The sequence below is a fragment of the Zooshikella ganghwensis DSM 15267 genome (genome assembly GCF_000428585.1).
GTDB lineage: Bacteria > Pseudomonadota > Gammaproteobacteria > Pseudomonadales > Zooshikellaceae > Zooshikella > Zooshikella ganghwensis.
The window spans coordinates 1-25,327 of the sequence record NZ_AUAF01000065.1; the positions used below are offsets into that span (position 1 = coordinate 1).

Here is a 25,327-nt window from a genome sequence, read left to right on the forward strand (position 1 = left end):
GGAGACAACGATTGGTCAGCTAGTAGAAAGGTTTAATATTCAGCGAACCAAAGGCAGAACACTATGGAGCTTGACTAATCGAATTACCCGCAAGCTATTATCACACAGTTTGTGTGTATTATTTAATAGGAACCAAGGCAATGCTCCTCTTCAGTTAGCTAAATTAATAGGCTAAAAAGTCGAGCATCGCGTTAACTAAGCCTTTTTATTAAATGCTTATGACTATTTTCCAGCTTTTTCAGCTGTTTGGTAATCACACTCAACATGTTATATGTGTTGTACGTGTTTTAACACGCTACTGCAACATACTAGGAATGTCATCAAATTGAAATGTTGTGCATCATTATTATTGTCGTTATGATCGCATCCTAGCAGCTGTAACCTATAAACACATATTATCTGCCGTATTTTTTTGCTGCTCCCCACACAGGGATGATGACACCAGCTATACTAAACTCAAAGTAAAGTGCCGCGAGAAAGGGATTAATCGGTATGGAATTTAAGCTTTATAAATGCCATGACAGCATTGTCATTGCGCTCAATCGTGACTTTGATGCAAAAACAGCTGCTAAAATCCGCCCTATCTTTGATAAGTTAATTGATCGCGCTGAAGGGGATATGCTAGTTGATTTAAGTGCGGTGCTCTTTCTTGACTCAACGGGTATTGGGACTCTGGTTCATTTCTACAAAAAATCAAAGGAAAAAGGCAAAAAACTCATCCTGATTGGGGCTGATGGACAGCCTATGGGGCTCATGGCAATGTTGCGCCTTAACCGAATTATTAAACATTTCCCTTCTATGGAAGAATACCTTGTCAGTTCCGGCAAGAGTCATCAAGCAGACCTGGAAGAAATACTAAAGTAGTTAGCGACTGATACTTTATTGAAAAGTGCTTGAAACTTGCCTAATATTTCAAGCACTTAATTATTTATTTTAAAGTAAACTCTAAGTTATTTATTATATGAACTGTTTTCTCTCACTAAGTCATTTCTGGCATTACCAGATCAATCTTTGATTTTACTCACACTTTCACCACCAGCATTTGTACAATCAGCACTTAAACAATCACCTACATTAGTACTAAGTTTTTGCCAAATAAATACATCACATATTATAAAAAGTAACCAATCTTTACGATTCCGTAAATTTATTGTTCTTATTGTTACTAATAAATAGCTCATACTCACACGGTTTTCTGTTATATTCCTACTCGCTTCCCCAATTTATAATCCAAAACGATAATAACGATCGGCTTTCTGGCTTAACTGCTATCAATAAGAGGTGTTTTTAGCAGTGGATAATGCAAATAATGTCGCAAAGCGAAAACAGGGTCGGCCCCCAAAGTCCCCTGAAGAGCAGGCTGCTATACGTAATCGGATTATTGATGTAGCAAAGGAATTGTTTTTAAATGACGGATTCGAGCAAGTCTCTGTCAGAAAAATTGCAGCTAAAGTGGGATGCACACCAAGAACGCTTTATTACTACTTTGAAAATAAGCGCTCTCTTCTTCACTTTATTTGGGTAGATATTTTCGCACAGCTTGCAGATTATGCTGACGAACATATCCCATCCAACCTGTCTCCCAAGGAGATCATTAAGGCCTCCCTTCAAGCGTATGTCAGCTACTGGCTGGAACATCCAGACCGGTTCCGGGTGATTTTTTCAATTGAAGATTTGAATTCCACACCAGACCAAGACCAAGACGCCAGCAAGATTGTCTTGGAATCACGGTTCTTTCAGCGGCTATTTAGGGCAGTAGAAACATGCTGTCAGCAAAATATGTTTACTGAAGACAACCATGAATTGGTCGGGCACATGTTAATGTGCAGTGTGCAAGGCATCGTCAACAATGTGTTGACCATTAAACAAATCCCCTGGTCCCCGGTTGATCAACTGCTTAATCTGCAGTTGGACGGATTACTTACCGGTCTCGCCCGACACTAATTCAACTCCCTAACCAATAAACAGCCAGCAGTTGATATCAACTCACTGCTAGGCTGTTTCATGCTGAGTAATTGGTCGAAAAAACACATGCTCAGTGATATCCCCAACATGAACATTACCAAGACGCTGATAACCCATTTTTTCGAAAAAAGTTACATACCTAGGATTACCAGTATCCAATACTATACCCGCAGAGGTTTTATCCTTTGCACAGTAGTCATGAATACTCGTCATAAACTGAAGGCCATAACCTTGATGCTGTTGCTGGGGGTGAACAGCAATAAAAGCCAGGCGATGAAGTGGTTGCTTTGGCAGGATTGACTCAACTTGCTTACGATAATCCAAAAAGCGCTCAGTTGCTGAGAAGCCGGCGGTTAAGATCATTCGCCAGCGCCAGCGGAAGTGATTATATAGGTCAGCCGTCACCAACGGAGTTAAGATAAATGCAAAACCAATCACCCTATTCTCTTTGTATAGTGCCAGTACTGGTTGCTGCTCAGAAAAGTGTAAATTGATCGTTTCCCGAATTACCGCCCTCACCCGCTGCTCATAACCTGTCTTTTCAGCATTGAGCAAATATTGATAAGCGGGTTCCTGACTGTATGAGTGAAATAATAAAGATCGGGCTTCGCGTTCTACTTCTGCCCCAACTTCCAAAATGGTCAATTGATCAGCATGTTGACTTGCTGTTAACATATTCACCTCACCAAACCCTACTTCCCTGATTATTATTGTTTCCAGCACTACACTGCTATAAGCCTTCCATAATCTTAAAGTACCAGCACTGGGGTTATTTGTTGTTATTCATCTATTTAGTATAGGTTGAGGGTTAGACACTAACTTATTATCATCTCGCCAAACAGCTACAACTGTATGATCAGTGTGTAGGATATGTGCCTTATTCCCTACAAATCCTGCCTTTTATACCCTTCACGAATGATTTCCAGGTTTTGTTATCTTCACTCTTGACCACCAAGGATGGTGGAAATGCAGTTTATGCATAATGACATGGATGTCATGTATTAGAGCAATGCAGGAGCAATTGTCGAGGAGCATTTAACTGCCACCGCAATTACCTATTAATATAGGCTCATGGGACTTCGTCACTCGATGGCCGCACCTAAAAACCATTCGTATTAGGTATAATAAAACAGTTGTCGATCTATAGTATTACTCACTCAATGTTGGGATGGTCTAAAAGTGCGAATAATTTCATTTAACTGTAATGGCATCCGTGCCCGACTCCACCAAATAAGCTCACTGCTTTCTACTTACCAGCCAGATGTATTGGCACTACAAGAAATAAAAGTCGCAGACGAACTATTTCCTACCGCCGAAATTGAGAATCAAGGCTACCAGGTCGCCTTCTATGGACAAAAAGGCCACTATGGTGTTGCCCTGATCAGCAAAGCCGCCGCACACCAAATTCAATGTGGTTTCACGGATTCTCTACTGGCTCGCCTTCCTGGAGAAGCACCAAATGACGAACGACGGCTGATTTCTGCCAGTTTCAACACCCCCTCAGGGCTCTCTTTACGCGTGATTAATGGCTATTTCCCACAGGGTGAAAGCCGTGATCACCCCAGTAAATTTCCCAACAAACGTGCTTTTTACCAAGCTTTACAGCAAACACTCCAACAACAACATCAACCTCAAGAGTTACTCATAGTTGTCGGAGATATGAACGTTGCACCACTGGATCTGGATATTGGGATTGGCCCTGATAACGCTAAACGATGGTTACGCACAGGCAAATGCTGCTTTCTTCCTGAGGAGCGTGAATGGTTACAACATTTAATGGACTGGGGCCTTGCTGATTGTTACCGCCAGCTTCACCCCCAGACTGACGATCGGTTTAGCTGGTTTGATTACCGCAGTAAAGGTTTTGAGCGAGAACCAAAACGAGGCTTACGCATTGATCTTATTCTGGCAACCACGCCTTTACTTGCCAAGCTGACTCACTGCCATATTGACTATGACACACGCGCCATGGCAAAACCCTCTGATCACTGCCCTGTGATAGCTGACTTTGATATTTAAACAACAATTGCCTTCATTTTGTCTAATGATGACAGTTGTAGTAGGTTCACTTAATAACCCACAAATAGCGCCTTTATAAACAAGGAGTTTTATACGAAAGTTGGCAAAAATACCGCAACCATCTACTTTTGGTATAAGGAGTGTTGCGGTTAGATGACATTGTTTGTCTTACAGCATCGGGCTTGCACAGAAGTAATGCAGTTGTTATGCAAGAGGCCGGTCATGAACCTTAGTAAAATCGATCTCAATTTATTTGTCGTCTTTGATGCGATATACACCGAAGCCAACCTAACTCGTGCAGGGCATATTATTGGCATCACCCAACCTGCTGTCAGTAATGCCTTGTCCAGATTACGAGAAATATTTAACGACCAGCTTTTTGTGAGAACAGCCCATGGCATGGTTCCCACCCCTGTTGCCCAAAATGTCATCGGGTCTGTACGTCAGGCATTACAACTCATTCGAAGGAGTGTTCAACAGACTGATCAGTTTGTAGCATCCGACTCAGAACGCCAATACCGTGTCAGCATGGGTGACTTGGTTGAAGCAGTCATCCTTCCCCGCTTATTTGGCAAGCTCGATGAGATAGCACCACGTATCAATATCACCAGTATGCCTGTTCAACGTCGCGAAGCTGCCAAAGAACTTGCCTCAGGGCGCCTCGACTTTGTGATTGATGCCCCACTTAACACTGATCCTCAGGTTAAACATGTGTCTTTATTTGAAGATAATTATGTCTGTGTCATGCGGAGTGATCACCCCCTGGCTAAAGCCTCTATCACTAATGAAGAGTATCTTTCTTTAAAGCATGTACAAATATCCAGTCGCTTTGATAGTCGCACAGATGAGATCGACATAGCACTTGGCCGCCAGGGCATTAACCGTCACATTGCCTTAAGTGCCCAGCACTATTTAATGGCACCACTCGTCGTCAGGCGAAGTAATTTAGCCATGACGGTACCTGAACGATTCGCTCGGGCTTATCCTGACCTGCATTGTGTCAACTTACCCTTTAACGATATCCCCACCATGGAAGTTCACCTTTACTGGCATGAAAGCACTGAGCTTGATGCTGCAAGTCACTGGATGCGTGACTGTATTATCAATATTTGCCAGGCACTTAGCGCAAATAGCACTATGCTGTAGGACGACCAATCACTGTCACAAATAGTTGACACTTTGCACTAATGTCATAAAGCTTTCTAAACTTGCCAGCTTCCTTCCTTAAGGTTTACGTTTACGTAAAGGTTATACGTCATTCTTGCTGACATAATTTTCCCAGCACCCCAATATTCGCATAAACAGTTCCTGCATTGCTGGGTATATAAGCAGCTCATAAGCCATCAGAATAAAAACAATGAATCATTCAGAATCAGTAACTTATAGTATTTCTGAGTTAGCTAAAGTCTACAAAGTTACCCCTCGTGCTATTCGATTTTACGAGGACAAAGGACTACTTAACCCTAAGCGTGAAGGAAGTCGACGCATATACAACAATAAGGACCGAGTCACTTTAAAGCTCATCCTACGAGGCAAACGTTTAGGATTTTCCCTCGATGAGTGTTTAGAGCTGATTAATATGTACGATCCTGCAACCGATAATCGTAAACAACTCCAGCATTTTCTAGCAGCAATAGATCGGCGTCAGGCACTGCTCATTCATCAGCTTGAGGACATCAAAGCTATGCAGGAAGAACTGACTACCGCTAAAACCCGCTGCCTAGCCGCTTTAGCCAAGCAGCAAGACACAGCCTCGCCACCGCCCAAACATCAAAATAATTAAAAAAACAACAACTCATAACAAGGACCTTACTATGCATACCTGTTACCCCACCCTTAATTTTGCCCTTGGCGAAACCATGGACTTGCTTCGTACTCAAGTGCATCAGTTTACCCAAAAAGAAATCACCCCCTTGGCAGACAGTATTGACCGTGACAATGCCTTTCCTAAAGCGTTATGGCGCAAGTTAGGCGATCTTGGCTTATTGGGCATTACCGTTGAAGAAAACTTGGGAGGAAGCGGCATGGGCTATTTAGCCCATGCCATTGCCATGGAAGAAATCAGTCGTGGATCAGCGTCCGTAGGCTTAAGTTATGGCGCACACTCTAACCTTTGCGTTAACCAAATTCGTCGTAATGGCTCACCCGAGCAACGACAGCGGTATCTCCCCAAGCTGATCAGTGGTGAGCATGTAGGCGCTCTGGCCATGAGCGAGCCTAATGCCGGTTCTGATGTTGTGAGTATGAAGTTAAGTGCTACCCGAGAAGGTGACTACTACCGGCTCAATGGCACCAAAATGTGGATTACCAATGGCCCAGATGCCCAAACCTATGTGGTCTATGCAAAAACCGATAAAGAAAAAGGTCCTCGAGGCATTACCGCTTTCATCATAGAGCGCGAGTTTGCTGGCTTTAGCCAAGCGCAAAAGCTGGATAAGTTAGGTATGCGTGGTTCAAATACCTGTGAGTTGGTTTTTCAGGACTGCAAGGTGCCTGCCGCCAATATTCTTGGCAACGAAAATGAAGGGGTTAAAGTGTTAATGAGTGGCCTGGATTACGAGCGTGTCGTTTTAGCCGCAGGCCCAGTAGGCATCATGCAGGCTTGTCTGGATGTGGTTATCCCCTACATACACCAACGCCACCAGTTTGGTCAGCCCATTGGCGAATTTCAGCTGATTCAGGGCAAAGTGGCAGATATGTATACCACACTGAATGCCTGCCGAGCCTACCTGTATACCGTTGCTCAAGCCTGTGATCGAGGAGAAACAACCCGAACCGATGCAGCAGGCGTTATCCTGTATTGTGCGGAAAAAGCAACCCAGATGGCACTTGAGGCCATTCAAATCCTGGGAGGCAATGGTTATATCAATGATTACCCTACTGGACGGCTGCTTAGAGATGCCAAACTGTATGAGATTGGCGCAGGCACGTCTGAAATTCGGCGTATGCTGATTGGCCGTGAGTTATTTCAGCACTCAGAGTAAGCCATGCTAGGTGAACACCTACAAGAATAATAAAAAGCAGTATTTACCTGACTAATGCGTTGATGTGCAACCAGGTCAGGTAATACAGGATTCTACAGTAAGGACATCAAAGGTTATGCCTGTTATCACCAGTCAACTTGATACTCAAAGTGATACCTTTCGACGTTATAGTGATTACCATCAGCAGCTTACCCTGACCCTGAAAACCCGCCTGGCCACTATCACTGAAGGGGGCGGCCCGCAGGCTATGGCACGGCATCAATCTCGAGGCAAACTCCCTGCCCGCGAACGTATCAACCACTTACTGGATAGTCGCAGCCCCTTTTTAGAGGTGGGTCAATTTGCGGCCTGGGAAGTTTACGATGAGGCCGTTCCTGCAGCAGGGGTAATTGCAGGTATCGGCCAGGTGGCGGGTATTGAATGTATGATTATTGCCAACGATGCCACCGTTAAAGGAGGCAGTTATTACCCTCTAACAGTAAAGAAACATTTACGTGCACAGGAGATTGCCGCACACAACCACCTGCCTTGTATTTACCTCGTTGACTCAGGTGGTGCCAACCTGCCACGCCAAGCGGAAGTCTTCCCTGATCGAGAGCATTTTGGTCGAATTTTCTTTAACCAGGCACGAATGTCAGCCCAGGGTATCCCGCAAATCGCGGTAGTGATGGGGTCCTGCACCGCAGGTGGTGCCTATGTACCTGCGATGGCTGATGAAAGCATTATCGTAAAACAACAGGGCACTATTTTTTTAGCCGGCCCTCCTCTGGTGAAAGCTGCCACTGGGGAAACTGTCAGTGCTGAAGAACTTGGTGGTGCAGATACACACTGTAAGGGGTCTGGTGTAACAGATTACTATGCTGAAGATGATGAGCATGCACTCCAGCTGGCACGGCAATGTATTGCACAACTGAACAGACCTGCAAAAACGGCACTGGACGTGATGCCAGTTGAGCCACCTTTGTACCCTGCCGAAGAGTTATACGGCATTATTCCTGATGACACTCGTAAACCCTTTGATGTCCGTGAAATCATCACTCGCTTAGTCGATAGCTCGGTTTTTGATGAATTCAAGCGTCTGTTTGGCACTACATTAGTCTGTGGCTTTGCTCGGCTCTGGGGCTACCCCATTGGCATTTTAGCGAATAATGGTGTGCTGTTTTCAGAGTCTGCTCAGAAAGGTGCTCACTTTATTCAACTGTGCTGCCAACGCGGTATTCCATTGCTGTTTTTACAAAACATCACGGGCTTTATGGTTGGCCGACAGTATGAAAGTGAAGGCATAGCTAAACATGGAGCCAAACTGGTCAATGCAGTAGCCTGTGCAAATGTCCCTAAGCTTACAGTGATTATCGGTGGTAGCTATGGGGCAGGCAACTACGGTATGTGTGGCCGCGCCTATGATCCCAGGTTTCTGTGGTTATGGCCCAACGCCCGTATTTCGGTCATGGGGGGCGAGCAAGCTGCCGATGTCTTAGTACAAATCAAAGAAGCTGCCCTGAATAAGCGTCAGCAAAGCTGGCCTCAAGCGGAGCGTGATAGCTACCGAACAGGGCTGGTCGCTGAGTACGAGCACCAAGCCAGTGCCTATTATGCCAGCGCGCGGCTCTGGGATGATGGCATCATTGATCCTGCACAAACCCGCACCGTAATCGGGCTAAGCTTATCAGCCTGTCTTAATGCCCCTATCCCTCACAACCAGTTTGGCGTATTTCGTATGTAAGGAGTTGTCATGGAAGCACTCTACTCATCTGCTTATTTACAAACCGCTTGCCGTGCGGATGGCGTCGCTACCCTCACCTTAAACCGGCCACAAGTACACAATGCGTTTGATGACGAAATGATTGCTGAACTGATTGCGCAGCTCCAGGTGCTAGCAGCTCAACCTCAGGTCAGATTGTTGGTGATCAATGGCAAGGGTAAACATTTTAGTGCCGGTGCCGACCTTACCTGGATGCAACGTATGGCATCAGCCACCCATCAAGAGAATATGGCCGATGCTGGCCAGCTGGCAACCTTGCTACAAACCATTAATGACTTCCCACACCCGGTTATCGGTCAGGTTCATGGTGCAGCCTATGGCGGTGCTGTCGGTTTGGTGGCCTGTTGCGATATTGCCTTAGCCACGACCAACGCCTCCTTTTGCCTTAGCGAAGTGAAGCTAGGGTTAGTGCCTGCCGTCATTAGCCCTTATGTCATTCAGGCCATTGGTCCCCGAGCTGCACGACGCTACTTCCTGACAGCAGAAAGTTTCAATGCTGATATTGCAGAACAACTAGGACTTATTCATTTAGTCTGTGAAGCCGATGAACTGGTCACTACGACTGAACGTTTTATTCAGCGCCTATTGAATAATGGTCCTCATGCGTTACAAGCCGCTAAACAGCTCATTGCTAATGTCGCCTTTCACCCCATTTCTCCGGAGCTGGTGCGCTATACCCAACAGCTCATCGCAGACCTTCGCACGTCTGCAGAAGGCCAGGAAGGCATGCAAGCATTCCTGGCTAAGCGCCCTCCTGAGTGGCAGCACCCTACTCACACACAAGCAACAAAAGGCCAACCTAAAAGTAAAAGCCATAATAACAACACAGCGGAGTCTGAATGATGCATACACTCCTAATTGCCAATCGTGGGGAAATAGCCTGCCGAGTTATTCGTACAGCTCAGGCTATGGGAATACGTTGTGTTGCGGTTTACTCGTCGGTAGACCAACATGCACTGCATGTGCAACTGGCCGATGAAGCTTATGTACTCGGACCTGCACCCGCGGCTGAAAGTTACCTTAACAGTCAAAAAATACTGACTATTGCCAAACAAGCTGGCGCCGATGCGATACATCCTGGTTATGGTTTTTTATCCGAAAATGCAGACTTTGCAGCAACCTGCCAGCAAGCAGGCATAACCTTTGTCGGACCACCAGCTGAAGCCATCCGCATGATGGGCAGTAAACAGGCTGCCAAACAACATTTACAACAAGCTGATGTGCCTTTGCTGCCTGGCTACCATGGTCAAGACCAGTCACTTGCAACCTTTCAACAGAGTGCTCAAGAAATTGGTTACCCAGTACTGCTTAAAGCCGCTGCCGGTGGTGGCGGAAAAGGTATGCGTATTGTTCATCAAGTGAGTGAGCTTGCTACAGAAATGGCAGCAGCCCAGCGTGAAGCCAAAAAGAGCTTTGGTGACGATACCTTACTTCTGGAAAAATACCTTGCCCAGCCACGACATATTGAAATCCAGATCTTTATGGATCAGCAGGGACACGGGGTTTCACTGTTCGAGCGCGACTGTTCCTTGCAGCGCCGTCACCAAAAAATTGTTGAAGAAGCACCAGCACCTGGCTTATCAGCAAAACTACGTGAACGAATGGGAGAAGCCGCACTGCGCGCCGCCAAAGCGATTGGCTATGTGGGCGCAGGAACCGTAGAGTTCTTGCTCAGTGAAGATGAACAGTTTTACTTCATGGAAATGAATACTCGCCTTCAAGTAGAGCATCCTGTAACAGAACTGATTACCAACCAAGACTTGGTGGAATGGCAGTTACGTATCGCGCAAGGTGAACACCTCCCCTGTCGCCAACAACAGTTAGCAATACATGGTCACGCCATAGAGCTACGTCTTTATGCAGAAAGCCCTCAACAAGGTTTCTTACCAGCAACAGGCACGATTAATCACTTGAGCTGGCCAGAGTTAAGTCATCTGCGCATTGATACTGGTGTTCAACAGGGCGATGACATCACCATTCACTATGATCCCCTGATAGCCAAAATTATTAGCTGGGGCGCTACACGTCCTGCCGCTATCCAGCGCCTTCAACAAGCGCTCAGCAAGTTGCAGTTACAGGGTGTTACCACGAATCAAGGATTTCTATACCGTTTATTACAACAACCAGAAGTACGTCATGGCCAAACTGATACCCAATATGTTGAGCGGGTGGTTTCAAGCATCCAGCAACCGTCTGAACAACACCGGAATATCGCGCTTATTGGTGCGGCTTTAACCTGGCTCGATGCTCCCCGCTCCCCAGCTCACCATCAGACAACAGATCCTTATTCACCTTGGCGTAGCAACCATGCCTGGCGGTTAAACCAGCCAAACTTGCTGACGTTAACCCTTCATCATGAACAACAGGCTTTCACAATAGCCATGCGTGAAATTGATGCCCAAACGTTGGAAATAGCCTTAGCCGACGAGTCTCAAACATGTCACTTTTGGCGAAAGGATAACGTCATTACAGTACAGACAGCTGACCAGCATCGACACACTCTGATTACTCATTACCAGCTTGGTAAATTAGGGGAAGCATCTATTGCTGTGCAGTGTGCGGGTGAATGGTTTCACTTTAAACAACAACGTCATCACCAGGCAGCCGAAGACGAAACTGGCTCAGAACTCACCGCCCCCATGCCTGGCAGTGTTGTTGCACTCTTGGTCAAACCAGGCGATGCGGTAGCCAAAAACACCCCCCTGCTGATCTTAGAAGCGATGAAAATGGAGCACACCATCAGAGCACCCGCGGCCGGAAAAGTCACCCGCTTTAATTGCCAACCAGGTGCACTGGTGACAGCTGGCTTTGAACTATTGGATTTTGAGTGTGCAGATACTGAGTCTTCCGCATGTGAGGTAACCGCATGAGCTTGCCCAGTCATGTTCACATTGTGGAAGTGGGTCCCAGAGATGGCTTACAAAATGAGCCGGCTTCATTATCAGTCGCGCTTAAGTGCCAGCTCATAGAACAGCTAGTCTCAACGGGCATCCGACACATTGAAACAGGTAGTTTTGTTTCACCCAAATGGGTGCCGCAAATGGCTGATTCAGAGCAAGTCATGCATCAGCTTCAACGCACATCCGGGGTTATCTACAGCGTACTAACCCCAAACCTTAAAGGGTTTGAACGAGCCTTGCGCTGTCAACCCAGTGAAATCGCTGTATTTGCTGCTGCCAGTGAAGAATTTAGCGCACGCAATATTAACTGCTCCATTACCGAAAGCCTGGAGCGTTTTAGTCCACTGATTGAGAAAGCAAAAGGCCAAAAACTGAGGGTTAGAGGCTATATCTCCTGTACAGTGGGATGCCCTTACACGGGTGATATTACGCCACAACAAGTAGCCTGGGTTGCCCAACAGTTAAACGAAATGGGCTGTGATGAAATCTCACTGGGTGATACGATTGGGGTGGGCAATCCATTAGCCTGTAAGCGGATGTTAGCGGCAGTGGCACACTATGTTCCTCTTTCTCAGCTTGCCGTTCATTTTCATGATACCTATGGGCAAGCATTGGCAAATATCTATGCCATGCTAGAGGAAGGAATTGCAACGGTAGACACTGCTATCGCCGGGCTGGGTGGGTGTCCCTACGCCCAGGGAGCCAGCGGCAATGTCGCTACTGAGGATGTGGTGTATCTGCTAAATGGATTAGGGATTCAATCCAAAATTGACCTTTCACAGCTTACAGTGGTCAGTCACTGGATTTGCCAGCTACTTAATCGCCCCAATCAAAGCAAAGTCGCACGTGCACTTCATCCTCAGCGGAAAAAACCATGATATGGACCGCTTGCGTAACAATAAAAATTTAAATGTACGACATTGGGATGACTATGAGTAAACTGCTGTGGAAACCGAGCCAAGCCCGCGTAGCAGCCAGTAATATGACTGCCTTTATGACTAGGGTTAATCAGCACTATACAACAACATTAGTAGATTACCCTCACCTCCATGAGTGGTCAGTAAACCACCGCCCGGAATTTTGGTCATTGCTCAGTGAATTTTATGGTTTGCGCTGGCATCACCAACCTAAATCGATTCTAGAAAATGACCAAAACATGCCAGGTGCTGAGTGGTTTAAGGACGCTACTTTAAACTATGCAGAACATTTACTTACACGACGTGACCACAAACCTGCCATTATTTTCCGCGGTGAACAGGGACAGCGCAGAGTAATCAGTTATCTGGAACTCTACCAGCAAGTGGCTCAAGTCGCGGCTCAGCTAAAACAACTGGGGGTCACCACAGGTGATAGAGTAGCAGGCTACCTGCCAAACTGCCCCGAAGCGATTATTGCAATGCTCGCAGCAGCCAGCTTAGGGGCAGTGTGGACCAGCTGCTCACCTGATTTTGGTTGGCAAGGTGCGCTTGACCGATTCGATCAGATTAAACCTAAGGCCTTATTTACGGTTGATGGCTATTTTTATAATGGCAAACACATTGATATTCAGGATAAAGTTTTTCGGCTCATTCAAAACTTAAACACCATTGAGCAAACTATCATTATCAGCTTTGCCAGTCCTGATACAAAACCACCCAGTTTACCTAACATCTCACTTTGGCAAGATTGGCTAAACAGCTCACCTTCCACCCCCGATCTCACCTTTACACCTGTCCCCTTCAATGCACCGCTTTACATTCTTTACTCATCTGGTACTACAGGTAAGCCTAAGTGCATTATCCATAGCGTAGGTGGCACACTACTTCAGCATTTGAAGGAACTAGGCCTGCATACCGACCTAAAAGATGATGATGTCTTTTTCTATTTCACTACCTGTGGCTGGATGATGTGGAACTGGCAAGTTAGCGCTCTCGCCTTAGGCTTAACGCTAGTGATTTATGATGGTTCTCCCTTTTATCCAACCCCGGCTATTCTTTTTGATATTGTGGAAACAGAAGACGTCAGTGTGTTTGGTACCAGTGCCAAATACTTGTCTGCACTGCAAAAGCAAGAGGTTATACCGGCCCAGCGTCACACGCTCTCAGCTCTTCGCACCCTACTGTCCACAGGCTCGCCGCTGGCAGATGACAGCTTTGATTATGTGTATCGTGATATTAAGCAGGATATCTGTCTGTCCTCAATCTCAGGGGGGACAGATATCATTTCTTGCTTTGCTTTAGGCTGTCCTATCCTGCCGGTCTATCGTGGCGAATTACAGTGTATTGGGCTTGGCATGGATGTTGTCTTTATGCGAAATGGTGACCAAGCTAAAGTGAGTGAAAAAGGTGAATTAGTCTGTCGCCAGAACTTCCCCTCCATGCCGATAGGCTTTTGGGATGATCCTGATCGACAAAAATACCATGCGGCTTATTTTAGCCAACACCCTGGACAGTGGAGTCATGGTGATTTTGGTGAAATCACTGAACATGGAGGGGTTGTTATTCACGGCCGAGCTGACGCAGTATTGAATCCAGGTGGTGTACGCATTGGCACAGCGGAAATTTACCGCCAAGTTGAGGCCATTCCAGAGGTTTTAGAATGCATCGCCGTCTGCCAGGATTGGCAAGGAGACAGCCGTATTGTACTGTTTGTAAAACTAAAACCGGCACTATCGCTAAGCGATGACCTGGTGAATACCATTAAACAAACCATTCGCCAGAATACAACACCCCGTCATGTTCCCGCAAAAGTCTTGCAGGTAAATGATATTCCCCGAACCCGAAGTGGCAAGATTGTCGAAGTAGCGGTTCGGGAAACAATCCATGATCGACCAGTGAAAAACACTGATGCACTTGCCAACCCTGAAGCACTAGAATATTTCAAGCAACGAGAAGAGCTGCTTTGCGATTAAGCTGACTCTGACTAAGCCAGCTGCCCTGAGTATTCGCTCCAGTTAGGCTTTTGCACTGCTAAATAAACGAAAGAAATTGGCACTGGTTTGTGTTGCCAGTGTCGTTAAGGATTCACTTCTTAACTCAGCTAAAAAGGAAGCAACCTCCTTAACATACTTTGGCTCATTGGTCTTACCACGAAATGGTACTGGTGCTAAATAAGGCGCATCGGTTTCGACCAATAAACGATCCAAAGGAATTTTTTGCGCAACCTCACGCACATTATCCGCCTGGCGGAAAGTAACAATCCCTGAGATCGAAATGTACATACCCAAATCTAAAGCTTGGCGGGCCATATCCCAGTCTTCAGTAAAGCAATGTAAAACTCCACCAAAGGATTCAACCGAGTGGCTACGCAATAAGGCCAAGGTATCCGCTTTCGCTTCCCGAGTATGAATGACTACAGGCTTATTTACCTGTTGCGCAACCTGTAGCTGGGTTACAAAACGCTGCTGTTGTTGCCGAACAGTCTCTTTAGCATAGTAATAGTCCAACCCCATCTCGCCAATAGCCACCACCTTGGGGTGATCAGACAAAGCAACCAGCTTATCTGCATCAGGCTCTTGGCCATCTTGCTCCAAAGGATGTACCCCTACAGTAGCAAATACATTGGGATACTGCTCTGCAATAGAAACCACCTGTGGGCTGTTTTCCATACTCACAGCTATCGCTAAAAAATGACTGACACCTTCCTGTTCTGCCGCTTGCAGTGCCATAGACAGGTTATTGTCATAAGCATCCAGTTTTAAACGGTCTAGGTGACAATGAGAATCCACTAACATTATAAAAACATCGCTCCCAAGACTGAGTGAAATAATCACTCAGTCAGCATGATCTGAAGAAAAAAAGGAAATAGACCGGCTTACGAGGTGTAGGAATGTACTAAAGGGTATGCGTAGGCCGATCAGATTGCAGCGCACCAGCCAAATAAGTTTCAATTTTACTGCGCGCCATATCATCCTGACCATTAAACTGCACACCAATACCTGCAGCACGATTACCTTGAGCACGTCGTGGTGTAATCCAGATTACTTTGCCTGCTACCGGGATTTTTTCCGGCTCATCCATCAAGTTGAGCAGCATAAAAACTTCATCACCCAGCTTATATTGCTTATTGGTAGGGATAAACAGTCCACCATGGGCAACGAAAGGCATGTAAGCTGCATAGAGCACAGCCTTATCCTTGATGGTAAGTGACAAAATACCGTTACGAGGGCCAAGTCGAGGAGGTTTATTCATGTTACTGCCTTGCTTTTCAGCGTTGAGTCAGACCGCGCCAACGTATGAGAACCCCTTCTATCAATAACGGAAGATTTAAATTGCCTTGGTTTAACAGGTGCTGGCGCTGGATCAGCAGCCAGTCATAATATTGATAGAGTGCTTGAATACCTGCCTTATTAGCAATATAGGTCAACATTGGCGTTACGTCTTTATTTTTGCAACATCTATCACACCCGAGTTGCGAGATTTTTATCATATCGCTTAACCAGTCCAACAGCCAAGTTAAAACAAGTGATAATTCAATAGATTGCCATTGTTTCGCTAAGATCACTGGGGAAACTTGCCGCTTGGTAATAGCTTTTACCCCCTCTAAAACCTGTTGACGAATAGCCAAAGCATCTTTTTGGTAATAATCACACGCCAGTAAAGGTGCTTGGCTAGCAAGGTTTAGCAAAAACGTAGCCGATTCTTGAGTAAGAGAAGACTCTTGCGCCATCAGCCAATTAATACCACTTTGTGGATCAGGAAGAGTAAATTGCAACCGCTGACAGCGGCTTTTTATCGTTGGGAGTAATCCACTACTGGTATCAGTAATCAGTAATATTACCGTATTATCACCAGGCTCTTCTAAGCACTTTAGTAAGGCATTCGAGGCATTGATATTCATCGCATCTGCAGGATAAATAATAATAACCCGATATCCCCCCTGCTGTGCTGTCTTACTGGCAAACCCGAGCAGCTGCCTAACTTGATCAACCCGAATAGGTTTGCCTTCTTGTTCTGGTGTCACCACTAAGAGATCCGGATGAGATTTTGCTTGCAGCAATTGGCAGCTTTTACACGCCCTACAAGCTGAACCACCCGTCAAACTCGTACAAAGTAGTACCGAGGCTACGCATTGAGCAAAGTGAAACTTGCCAAGCCCCTTGTGGCCTTCCAGCAAATATGCATGAGCCATTCGTCCTTGCTGATGCTGTTTGCTCCAGTGCTGCCACAGTTTTTCCTGCCAGGGAAAAGGTAGCTGGCTATTTACTGAAAAACTCATCAAGCACCTGTCTAATTTGTTGCTGGACATCAACTAAAGGCTGAGCAGCATCAATAATACGGAAACGATCAGGAAAAGCCCTTGCTCTAGCCAAATACCCTGCCCTCACTCGCTCAAAAAAATCGTGCTGCTGTTGCTCAAAACGGTCACTCTGACCTCTTTTAGCGACCCTGGCCATACCGTCAGCGACCGGTAAATCCAAAAGCAGGGTAAGATCAGGTTGAAGCGCCTGCTGGACAAGTTTTTCGAGGGTTTCGAGTACAGTGATTGACAGGCCTCTTCCCGCACCTTGATACGCAAAACTAGCATCTGTAAAGCGGTCACTTACGACAACCTTACCTGCATATAGAGACGGTTTAATCACCTGAGCCAAGTGTTGTGCCCTCGCAGCAAACACTAAAAGTAACTCAGCCGTAGGGTCCAATGCTTCATCTGCATGGTGCAGCAGTAAGTCTCTTACCTGCTCTGCTATTGGAGTGCCTCCAGGCTCACGGGTTTTAACCACGGAAAGGCCACGATTTTTTAGATCATCAATAATAAAAGCCAGGTTAGTTGATTTGCCGACACCCTCACCACCTTCAAGGGTAATAAACGAACCTGTCTGCTTGTGCTGCTCAGTCATAACTCTTTTTCTAATTTGAATTACTTTCAACGTTGATGGTATTTGTACCACAAATACCATCAAGCAATCATTTAGTGTTGATATTGCTAGTTAGCTTGAGGATTGGAGCGGTAGTCCTGGCGGCGACGAAGCTGATACTTACGAACAGCACGATTATGCTCACTTAACGATGATGAGAAGTGGTGACTACCATCCCCTTTAGCCACAAAATATAAGCTATTACCGGGTGCGGGGTGCAGTGCTGCCTGGATCGCTAATTGGCCAGGAAGAGCAATAGGTGTAGGAGGCAATCCCATTATACGATAGGTATTGTAAGGGGTGTCTTGCTGCAAATGCTTGCGTGTTATATTCCCCGTATACTGCTCACCTATACCATAAATAACGGTGGGGTCAGTCTGTAAACGCATATTTTTCTGTAATCGTCGAACAAAAACTCCTGCAATAGCAGGGCGCTCTTCAGGCACTCCCGTTTCTTTTTCTATAATGGACGCCATAATCAGTGCTTCATAAACATTTTGATACGGTAAGTTTTGAGCACGTTTTGGCCACTCCTCTGCCAAAGTGCGCTCCATCTTTTCATAAGCACGTTTCAGTAATGCAGCATCTTTAGTGCCCGCAGAGTAAGCATAAGTATCAGGAAAAAATAGCCCCTCTGGATGACTGTATGTACTTTTAAAACCCAATAACTCAGGTAATTTTTGCCATTGATCAGGGGTAATGGTGTGTTCAATTTTTGGTGCTTGGGCCAGCACTTCAAGAGCTTGACGAACAGTCCATCCTTCGACAAAGGTAATCGTGTATTGACGGGTTTTACCGCTCACTAATAAGGCAATCAGCTCATCAATTGAGCTTTGCGCCGGCACTGCATATTCACCCGCTTTAAGTTGCAATGCTTTACCACGATAACGTACATATACCTCAAAAGACCAAGGTTCCTTTACAAGTCCCTGGCTAACAAGTTGTTGGCTTAATTGCCTTACAGAAGTACCTGAAGGAATATTAACGTTAAGAGTCTGCTGATTATTAAGTAGTTTTTTTTGTCCATAACCTTGTAAATACAAATAGCCACCAACGGCTACACACATTATTAACAAGGTGACTAATAAAGTTGACCACAAAAAAAATTTTTTCATCCCAGTACTTCTATTAAGGTCTGTTGCCAGTATTGAGTCATTTGCCCAACAGGCCAGTGCTTTTCTTCTGACCAACTGGGTGCTTGAAAAGCTCTAACTGGCCAGATCCCCAGCACACTATTACACACAAACACCTCAGTTGCAGTGAATAACATCGCTAATGTGACGTTTAACACCTCAACTGTTCCCCCCCGCTTTTTAGCCTGTTCAATAATAAACGCTCGACAGGTGCCCTCAACCCCGCAAAGGCTGAGGTCAGGAGTTATCAGTCGATTATCGCTAACCAGAAAAATATTACTCATGGTTGCTTCAATCACATGACCTGTCGAATCCATTACAAGGCCTTCGCCATACTCAGCAGACTGCCATTCCTGTCTCGCCAGTACTTGCTCCAAGCGATTTAGGTGCTTTAGTCCCGCCAGCAGTGGCTGGTGAGCAAGATATGTTGTACAGGGAAAAAGCCGTATACCTGTAGACCAATTAGCTTGGGGGTAATCTGGATAAGGGTATAGTTCAACAAGTATTGATGCTGGTCCACTCCCTACGGGGTTATAGCCACGCCCACCACCTCCTCGGGTAACCGTGAGCTTGACCACACCAAGCGCTGTAGACTGTTGTTGGCAGGCCTCAAAAACACAACGTTCAATATCAACCAGGTCACAAGTGATTTTCAAGCGCGCCAAGCCTTGGACCAAACGCGCTTTATGCAAATGCCAGAGCGAAGGCTGTTGATTAACCACTTTGATCGTTTCAAAAATGCCATCGCCATAGCTTAAGCCACGGTCACCAACAGCAATATACTGACAAGGTTCGCCATTTAACCAACACCCCAGCCGCGTTGCCATAATCCCCCCTTACACTGACGCCACATACTTATTCTAATCAGATCGAGAAAAAACCAACGTACCATTGGTGCCACCAAACCCAAAAGAGTTTGATATTGCATGACGAATTTGTAAGGGCTTTGCATGATGAGGAACATAATCTAAATCACACTCGTCATCAGGGTTATCCAGGTTAATTGTTGGTGGAGCTACTTGCTGATGCAGAGATAATACTGTAAATAGAGCTTCAACAGCCCCTGCAGCTCCCAGCAAATGTCCAGTCATTGATTTAGTTGAGCTTATAGCAAGTTTATAGGCTTGATCTGCAAAAACGCTCTTAACCGCACGGGTTTCCGCTATATCCCCTACAGGGGTTGAAGTACCATGCGCATTAATATAATCAATATCCTCAGGGTTGAGTTTTGCGTCCAGCAAAGCATTTTTCATAGAAAAGGCTGCACCTTCTCCATCTTCTGGAGGCGCTGTCACATGAAATGCATCACCGCTCATGCCAAAGCCTGTTAGCTCCGCATAGATTTTTGCCCCCCTACGCTTTGCATGTTCAAGTTCTTCCAAAACCAAAACACCTGCGCCATCACTCAGCACAAAACCATCACGATCTTTATCCCAAGGGCGACTCGCTTGCTGCGGGCTATCATTACGGGTAGAAAGTGCACGTGCAGCACCAAACGCCGCCATACCTAATGCACAGGATGCTTTTTCTGCACCGCCAGCCACCATAACATCAGCTTCCCCATACATGATATTTCGAGCCGCCATTCCCAAACAGTGAGTGCCTGTGGTACATGCTGTCGCCAACGCATAATTTGGCCCCTTTAAGCCAAAACGCATCGAAACTTGGCCGCTTACCATATTAATAACGGACCCAGGAACAAAGAAAGGAGATATACGGCGCGCACCCGCCTCAACAATCACTTGCGCATTTCGCTCAATAGTAGATAAACCACCAATTCCTGAGCCAATTGCCACACCAATACGGTGTGCATTTTCAGTTGAAACAGATAACTTAGCGTCATAAATCGCCTGAGAAGCCGCAGCAATACCATACTGAATAAATACGTCAACTTTGCGCGCCTCTTTAGCTGACATGTAGGTCTCAATATCAAAATCGTTAACCATGCCAGCAAAGCGGGTATTTAGGGATGGAACATCAAGATGTTCAACTGGGGAAATGCCGCTTTTACCTGCTAAAATATTTTGCCAGCAACTTTCGACATCATTGCCGAGTGGACTGATTAAACCAAGACCGGTGACCACCACTCTTCTACGAGACACCTAAGCTCTCCTCTCTACACAATATAACAATGCCTTTAGAACAGCTGTATACTTCCAGTATCGTATGTATATGGCAAATGTCGTATTCTTCAGTAGAATAAAACCGCTCATTATTTATACGTGTAGGCATTACTAAATAATATAAAAGCCGCTCTACAAAGTGCAGAAGCGGCTTTTATTTAATCGAAAAACTAGAAGGGATTATTGATTAGCGATAATGTAATCAATTGCTTCTTGCACAGTAGTAATTTTTTCTGCTTCCTCATCAGGAATTTCAGTTTCAAATTCTTCCTCAAGGGCCATTACCAACTCAACAGTGTCCAGTGAGTCTGCGCCAAGATCTTCAACGAATGAAGCATTGTTAGTTACTTCTTCTTCTTTAACACTAAGCTGTTCACAAACAATTTTTTTGACGCGCTCTTCAATGGTACTCATACCTAGTTTTGCTCCTATGTAAACAGATGCAGCCTTGCTGCTGTGTAAGTTTATAAAACCGACTGTAAAAATTGCAAGTTTAACAATCAACCAGCAACTTTAAATAACCGCAAAAATTTAAATGCATTGGCTTTATTATGCTTTCACAAATAAAGCCAACACTGGGTTAACCCATGTACATACCACCGTTGACATGCACGGTCTCACCCGTTACATAAGCTGCAGCATCCCCAGCCAGAAAAGCAACCACAGAGGCAATCTCAGCAGGATTACCTAAGCGATTTAAAGGAATTTGCTCAAGCAGTTTTGCTCGATGAGCTTCTGGTAATTCTCGCGTCATGTCGGTATCAATGAAACCCGGGGCGACAGCATTAACAGTAATTCCTCTTGCTCCAATTTCACGGGCTAATGCACGAGTAAAACCTTCAATGCCTGCTTTAGATGCAGCATAGTTGCTTTGCCCAGCATTACCCATTGAGCCGACTACAGAACTCACATTAATAATCCGTCCCCAACGTGCTTTGGTCATTGCCTTTAAGCACGCTTTAGAAATTCGAAACGCAGACGTTAAGTTGGTATCCAATACTTGCTGCCAATCTTCAAGCTTTAAGCGAAGCATTAAATTATCACGGGTAATTCCCGCATTATTGACAACAATCAGCGGTGCGCCAAATTCTTCTGTTATTTGCTTAATAACAGCATCAACTTGTTCTGCATCGGTCACGTCCATTGCGTAGCCACGACCCGCAATATTTTTTTCAGCCAATGCTGCAGAAATCCGATCAGCACTATCACTTGATGTTCCAGTACCAATAACAGTTGCACCTGCAAGCCCTAACTGCTCCGCAATGGCTTTACCTATACCGCGCGTTGCTCCAGTAACTAGGGCGACTTTACCTTGCATGTGTTTTTCACCTTTTTTCTAAACACTTATACCGCGACGCTTGTTGATGAGATCATTTTACTCATCAACTCAGGTGTTTCTAAAGACGACACCTGCAATTTGCGCTGAATTCGCTTATTTAAACCTGATAATACTTTGCCAGGTCCACATTCGATAATCGTGTCAACCTCAGCTGCAAGCATTGTATTGACTGTAGCCACCCACTGAACTGGGCTATATAACTGCTCAATCAACTGAGTTCTAATAACTTCTGGTGTTTCTGCAATTTGTCCTGAAACATTTTGCACTACTGAAATTTCAGGCACAGCAATATCAATACTTGATAGCACATCTGCCAGCTGTTCTGCTGCAGGCTTCATCAGTTCACAGTGCGAAGGAACACTCACAGAAAGTTTTACCACCTTCTTTGCACCCAGGGCCTCAGCTTCACTGATGGCTTTATCCACAGCTGCAGCTTGTCCTGCAATAACAACCTGACCAGGTGAATTGTAATTGACAGGGGAAACTAACCCTGCTTCTGCTGCCTGATCACAAGCCTGCTGCACAATATTATCATCTAAGCCCAGAACGGCAGCCATCGCACCCTGTCCCTCAGGAACAGCAGCTTGCATTAACTGACCACGACGTCTAACTAGACGAACCGCATCTACTAAACTGATACTTTTAGCGCAGACAAGGGCTGAATACTCACCCAAGCTATGACCAGCCATAAACACTGGTTTAGTGCCACCTAACGACTGCCATACACGCCAAATTGCAACACTTGATGCTAATAAAGCAGGTTGTGTGTTTTCAGTTTGATTTAATACATCAGCTGGCCCTGTAAAAATGAGCTCGCGCAAATCTAAACTAAGCGCATCAGAAGCTTCTGTCAGGGTTTCATTGATCTCAGGGTATTGATCAGCCAACAGTTGCAGCATACCAACTTGTTGTGAACCTTGCCCCGGAAAAACAAACGCAATTTTACTCATAACAATGAAATTCTTCTCAGTTTATAAGTGCGCGCCAATTATAGGCGATGGCAAATGAGACTCATAGTAAAAATATGTTGCTGGAAAATTACAAAGTTATATTGCAGCATTTAGCCTTGAATAATATACCGAATAATTACCCAAAAAATGTAAACTGATAGCCCTTTTAATTCAATCTTTCTGCACTAAAAACCTAATACTATCCACATTGTGATCAAAAAAACTGAATAACAAAATTTATGATACTAATATTTTTTCCAGCTCTTTAGACAACAAGTCAGGAATACTCTTTTCAACTTCATAAACCGCTAGACCAATAGCTTGCTGTAATGCCAGGGCATCTGCAGCCCCATGGCTTTTAACCACAACCCCCTGCAAGCCCAACAAGCTTGCACCATTGTAGTACCTGGGGTCCAGTTGCTGCTGTATAGTCTTTAGTACTGGCTGGGCAAGCAAAGCTAGCAACCTCCCCCACCAGACCTTTTGAAAGGCATTAATAACCGTATTTTTTATGTATGCGGCCAAGCCTTCACTTACTTTTAATGCAACATTGCCAACAAAGCCATCACAAACGACAACATTTACTTTATTTTTGTAAATATCATCGCCTTCAACAAAACCACTATAATTAATGTCGTCATTACCCTGTAGTAACTGAGCAGCTAAACGAACAGGCTCATTACCTTTAGTTTCTTCAACGCCGACATTGAGTAAACTTACCCTTGGATCCGGTATGTCGTGTAGCAAGCGGACTAAACAGCTGCCCATCACGGCAAACTGATAAAGCTGATCAGCACTACATCCAACATTGGCACCAATATCGAGCAAATACGTCACGCATTGCTCTATGGGTAAACGAGTAATAATTGCTGGTCGATCAATACCAGGCAAAGTACGTACTATAACTTTACCTAACGCCATTAGAGCGCCAGTATTACCCGCACTGACGCAGGCTTGAGCCTGCCCTTCTGCGACTAACTCTAAAGCAACACGCATAGAAGCTTTTTTTTTCATGCGCATGGCTTGCACAGGCTTATCAGCCATAGAAATTACTTCAGGTGCATGAATCACTTGTAGCCTCTGTTGCACCTGAGCAAAACGATCACCAAGCAGCTCACCAATAACTGCAGCATCACCCACTAACAGGAGTTTAAGGTGAGGATGAGTTGAGAGGCATTGGAGGGCTGCTGTCAATGAAACGTGGGGACCATAATCCCCACCCATCACATCGAAGGCAATCGTGGTCAAGAATTACTCGTCGTCGTTGCTAGATACAACTTTACGACCACGATAGAAACCATCTGGAGAAACGTGATGACGACGATGAGTCTCACCTGTATTAGCGTCAAGACTTAACGCAGCAGTAGAGAGTCCATCATGCGCACGACGCATACCACGCTTAGAACGAGTTTTACGGTTCTGTTGAACAGCCATGCTTTAGCTCCTGATTAAATTTAATTAGGTATCAGTTTTTAACGATGCCAACACCTGAAAAGGGTTTTCTTTAGATGATGTACTTGATTCAGTGTTATCACCATCTTGATCAGATGCCTCAACGTTGCCTTCAAAGTGACAATCTGTTTGCTCATGTCTTGCAACAATTGGTAGTGCCAATATGAGCTCGTCTTCTACCAAATCTGTTAACGCCACATTAGTTTCTGCAACAATAACAGGGTCATAGTGCGCTGGAACTGCCTTTGCAGCTTCCTCATGCCAAACAATAGCTAAACTACAAGTCACAGATAAAGGTAAGTGCATAACTTGCAAGCAACGTTGACACGTCAACTTTACCTCTACAGACAATGAGCCCTGAACGACATAGAAGCCCTCTTCATCTTGCAAAAACTGCAGATCGAGCGCCACTTCTCCTTCAGGATCTATTATTGCCTCAGCAAACCTGGGCAGGTCAGTCACTAAAATGCTGCCTGCAATGCGGGTTTCAGCATGTGCCAGTTTGCGAGGATTAATACTTATTGGTAATTGCCCAGTTAACATAAGCGCGCAATGATAGGGATATGGATGGTATCTGTCAAAAGATTTTAATGGAATAAGCCTTATGTACTTTAAGCTATATACTGAATGAAACAACACTCCCTTAAAATGGCTTTAAAATTACTGTTATTAACGCGATGCTCGACTTTTTAGCCTATTAATTTAGCTAACTGAAGAGGAGCATTGCCTTGGTTCCTATTAAATAATACACACAAACTGTGTGATAATAGCTTGCGGGTAATTCGATTAGTCAAGCTCCATAGTGTTCTGCCTTTGGTTCGCTGAATATTAAACCTTTCTACTAGCTGACCAATCGTTGTCTCC

The 25,327-nt window shown here is 45.2% G+C and carries 25 protein-coding genes and 2 pseudogenes; 12 read left to right on the forward strand and 15 right to left on the reverse strand.

Translation table 11 applies throughout. The annotated features are described in order from the left end of the window. From F607_RS36055 to F607_RS29865, 3 genes and pseudogenes are all read left to right on the forward strand, one after another. A pseudogene (locus F607_RS36055) lies at positions 1–175 on the forward strand (IS982 family transposase); the annotation flags it as partial. 317 nt (positions 176–492) lie between these two features. Continuing rightward, the gene (locus F607_RS29860; RefSeq protein WP_051311503.1) at positions 493–864 is read left to right on the forward strand and encodes an STAS domain-containing protein; all 372 of its coding nucleotides are present in this window, start codon (positions 493–495) and stop codon (positions 862–864) included. A gap of 429 nt (positions 865–1,293) precedes the next feature. Next, on the forward strand, positions 1,294–1,944 hold the full coding sequence (locus F607_RS29865) for a TetR/AcrR family transcriptional regulator (RefSeq protein ID WP_051311504.1): 651 nt from the start codon (positions 1,294–1,296) through the stop codon (positions 1,942–1,944). A gap of 48 nt (positions 1,945–1,992) precedes the next feature. Here F607_RS29865 and F607_RS0114505 read toward each other — a convergent pair whose 3' ends face one another. Further along, a complete protein-coding gene (locus F607_RS0114505) occupies positions 1,993–2,640 on the reverse strand; it encodes a GNAT family N-acetyltransferase (RefSeq protein ID WP_051311505.1) in 648 nt (215 codons plus the stop codon). Positions 2,641–3,144: 504 nt separating this feature from the next. Here F607_RS0114505 and xthA point away from each other — a divergent pair. The 9 genes from xthA (at position 3,145) to F607_RS0114550 (ending at position 14,520) form a co-directional block, all read left to right on the forward strand. Next, positions 3,145–3,984 (forward strand): exodeoxyribonuclease III, encoded by an 840-nt coding sequence (gene xthA, locus F607_RS0114510; protein WP_027708662.1) that lies wholly within the window; start codon positions 3,145–3,147, stop codon positions 3,982–3,984. Between the two features lie 222 nt (positions 3,985–4,206). Then, positions 4,207–5,130 carry a LysR family transcriptional regulator gene (locus tag F607_RS0114515; protein ID WP_027708663.1) on the forward strand — a complete coding sequence of 308 codons (924 nt, stop codon included), beginning with the start codon at positions 4,207–4,209 and terminating at the stop codon, positions 5,128–5,130. Between the two features lie 211 nt (positions 5,131–5,341). Further along, positions 5,342–5,767 (forward strand): MerR family transcriptional regulator, encoded by a 426-nt coding sequence (locus tag F607_RS0114520; protein ID WP_038291450.1) that lies wholly within the window; start codon positions 5,342–5,344, stop codon positions 5,765–5,767. A gap of 31 nt (positions 5,768–5,798) precedes the next feature. Continuing rightward, positions 5,799–6,968, forward strand: coding sequence for an isovaleryl-CoA dehydrogenase (locus F607_RS0114525; protein WP_027708665.1), 1,170 nt, complete (start codon positions 5,799–5,801; stop codon positions 6,966–6,968). A 115-nt stretch (positions 6,969–7,083) separates the two neighbouring features. Continuing rightward, positions 7,084–8,691 carry a carboxyl transferase domain-containing protein gene (locus tag F607_RS0114530; protein ID WP_027708666.1) on the forward strand — a complete coding sequence of 536 codons (1,608 nt, stop codon included), beginning with the start codon at positions 7,084–7,086 and terminating at the stop codon, positions 8,689–8,691. 9 nt (positions 8,692–8,700) lie between these two features. After that, entirely contained in the window at positions 8,701–9,573 is an 873-nt protein-coding gene (locus F607_RS29870; RefSeq protein ID WP_084611257.1) for an enoyl-CoA hydratase/isomerase family protein, read from the forward strand. Further along, positions 9,570–11,600 carry an acetyl/propionyl/methylcrotonyl-CoA carboxylase subunit alpha gene (locus F607_RS0114540; RefSeq protein WP_027708667.1) on the forward strand — a complete coding sequence of 677 codons (2,031 nt, stop codon included), beginning with the start codon at positions 9,570–9,572 and terminating at the stop codon, positions 11,598–11,600. Before F607_RS29870 ends, F607_RS0114540 begins: the two co-directional genes overlap by 4 nt. Continuing rightward, entirely contained in the window at positions 11,597–12,508 is a 912-nt protein-coding gene (locus F607_RS0114545) for a hydroxymethylglutaryl-CoA lyase (RefSeq protein WP_027708668.1), read from the forward strand. The genes F607_RS0114540 and F607_RS0114545 overlap by 4 nt, the downstream gene beginning before the upstream one ends. A gap of 53 nt (positions 12,509–12,561) precedes the next feature. Then, entirely contained in the window at positions 12,562–14,520 is a 1,959-nt protein-coding gene (locus F607_RS0114550) for an acetoacetate--CoA ligase (protein WP_038291452.1), read from the forward strand. A 42-nt stretch (positions 14,521–14,562) separates the two neighbouring features. Here the strand turns inward: F607_RS0114550 and F607_RS0114555 are convergent, their stop codons facing one another. The 14 genes and pseudogenes from F607_RS0114555 to F607_RS36060 all read right to left on the reverse strand — a co-directional run. Continuing rightward, positions 14,563–15,342 (reverse strand): TatD family hydrolase, encoded by a 780-nt coding sequence (locus F607_RS0114555; protein WP_027708670.1) that lies wholly within the window; start codon positions 15,340–15,342, stop codon positions 14,563–14,565. Positions 15,343–15,442: 100 nt separating this feature from the next. Continuing rightward, positions 15,443–15,799 (reverse strand): PilZ domain-containing protein, encoded by a 357-nt coding sequence (locus F607_RS0114560; RefSeq protein ID WP_027708671.1) that lies wholly within the window; start codon positions 15,797–15,799, stop codon positions 15,443–15,445. 16 nt (positions 15,800–15,815) lie between these two features. Beyond that, the gene (locus tag F607_RS0114565) at positions 15,816–16,826 is read right to left on the reverse strand and encodes a DNA polymerase III subunit delta' (protein WP_038291453.1); all 1,011 of its coding nucleotides are present in this window, start codon (positions 16,824–16,826) and stop codon (positions 15,816–15,818) included. Beyond that, complete coding sequence (gene tmk / locus F607_RS0114570) at positions 16,807–17,448, reverse strand: dTMP kinase (protein ID WP_027708673.1); 642 nt, start codon at positions 17,446–17,448, stop codon at positions 16,807–16,809. Before tmk ends, F607_RS0114565 begins: the two co-directional genes overlap by 20 nt. Positions 17,449–17,534: 86 nt before the next feature. Then, a complete protein-coding gene (mltG, locus tag F607_RS0114575) occupies positions 17,535–18,581 on the reverse strand; it encodes an endolytic transglycosylase MltG (protein WP_027708674.1) in 1,047 nt (348 codons plus the stop codon). Then, the gene (pabC, locus tag F607_RS0114580) at positions 18,578–19,426 is read right to left on the reverse strand and encodes an aminodeoxychorismate lyase (protein ID WP_051311506.1); all 849 of its coding nucleotides are present in this window, start codon (positions 19,424–19,426) and stop codon (positions 18,578–18,580) included. The genes mltG and pabC overlap by 4 nt, the downstream gene beginning before the upstream one ends. Before the next feature lie 33 nt (positions 19,427–19,459). Continuing rightward, positions 19,460–20,701, reverse strand: coding sequence for a beta-ketoacyl-ACP synthase II (gene fabF, locus F607_RS0114585; RefSeq protein ID WP_027708676.1), 1,242 nt, complete (start codon positions 20,699–20,701; stop codon positions 19,460–19,462). A gap of 201 nt (positions 20,702–20,902) precedes the next feature. Then, positions 20,903–21,136 carry an acyl carrier protein gene (gene acpP / locus F607_RS0114590; protein ID WP_027708677.1) on the reverse strand — a complete coding sequence of 78 codons (234 nt, stop codon included), beginning with the start codon at positions 21,134–21,136 and terminating at the stop codon, positions 20,903–20,905. A 166-nt stretch (positions 21,137–21,302) separates the two neighbouring features. Further along, the gene (gene fabG, locus F607_RS0114595; protein WP_027708678.1) at positions 21,303–22,040 is read right to left on the reverse strand and encodes a 3-oxoacyl-ACP reductase FabG; all 738 of its coding nucleotides are present in this window, start codon (positions 22,038–22,040) and stop codon (positions 21,303–21,305) included. Between the two features lie 26 nt (positions 22,041–22,066). Beyond that, the gene (fabD, locus tag F607_RS0114600; RefSeq protein WP_027708679.1) at positions 22,067–23,011 is read right to left on the reverse strand and encodes an ACP S-malonyltransferase; all 945 of its coding nucleotides are present in this window, start codon (positions 23,009–23,011) and stop codon (positions 22,067–22,069) included. A gap of 237 nt (positions 23,012–23,248) precedes the next feature. After that, positions 23,249–24,259 (reverse strand): phosphate acyltransferase PlsX, encoded by a 1,011-nt coding sequence (gene plsX / locus F607_RS0114605; RefSeq protein WP_027708680.1) that lies wholly within the window; start codon positions 24,257–24,259, stop codon positions 23,249–23,251. Between the two features lie 3 nt (positions 24,260–24,262). Continuing rightward, the gene (gene rpmF / locus F607_RS0114610; protein WP_027708681.1) at positions 24,263–24,445 is read right to left on the reverse strand and encodes a 50S ribosomal protein L32; all 183 of its coding nucleotides are present in this window, start codon (positions 24,443–24,445) and stop codon (positions 24,263–24,265) included. Positions 24,446–24,469: 24 nt separating this feature from the next. Further along, positions 24,470–25,006 (reverse strand): YceD family protein, encoded by a 537-nt coding sequence (locus F607_RS0114615; RefSeq protein WP_027708682.1) that lies wholly within the window; start codon positions 25,004–25,006, stop codon positions 24,470–24,472. 146 nt (positions 25,007–25,152) lie between these two features. Beyond that, positions 25,153–25,327 (reverse strand): annotated as a pseudogene (locus tag F607_RS36060) (IS982 family transposase); the annotation flags it as partial.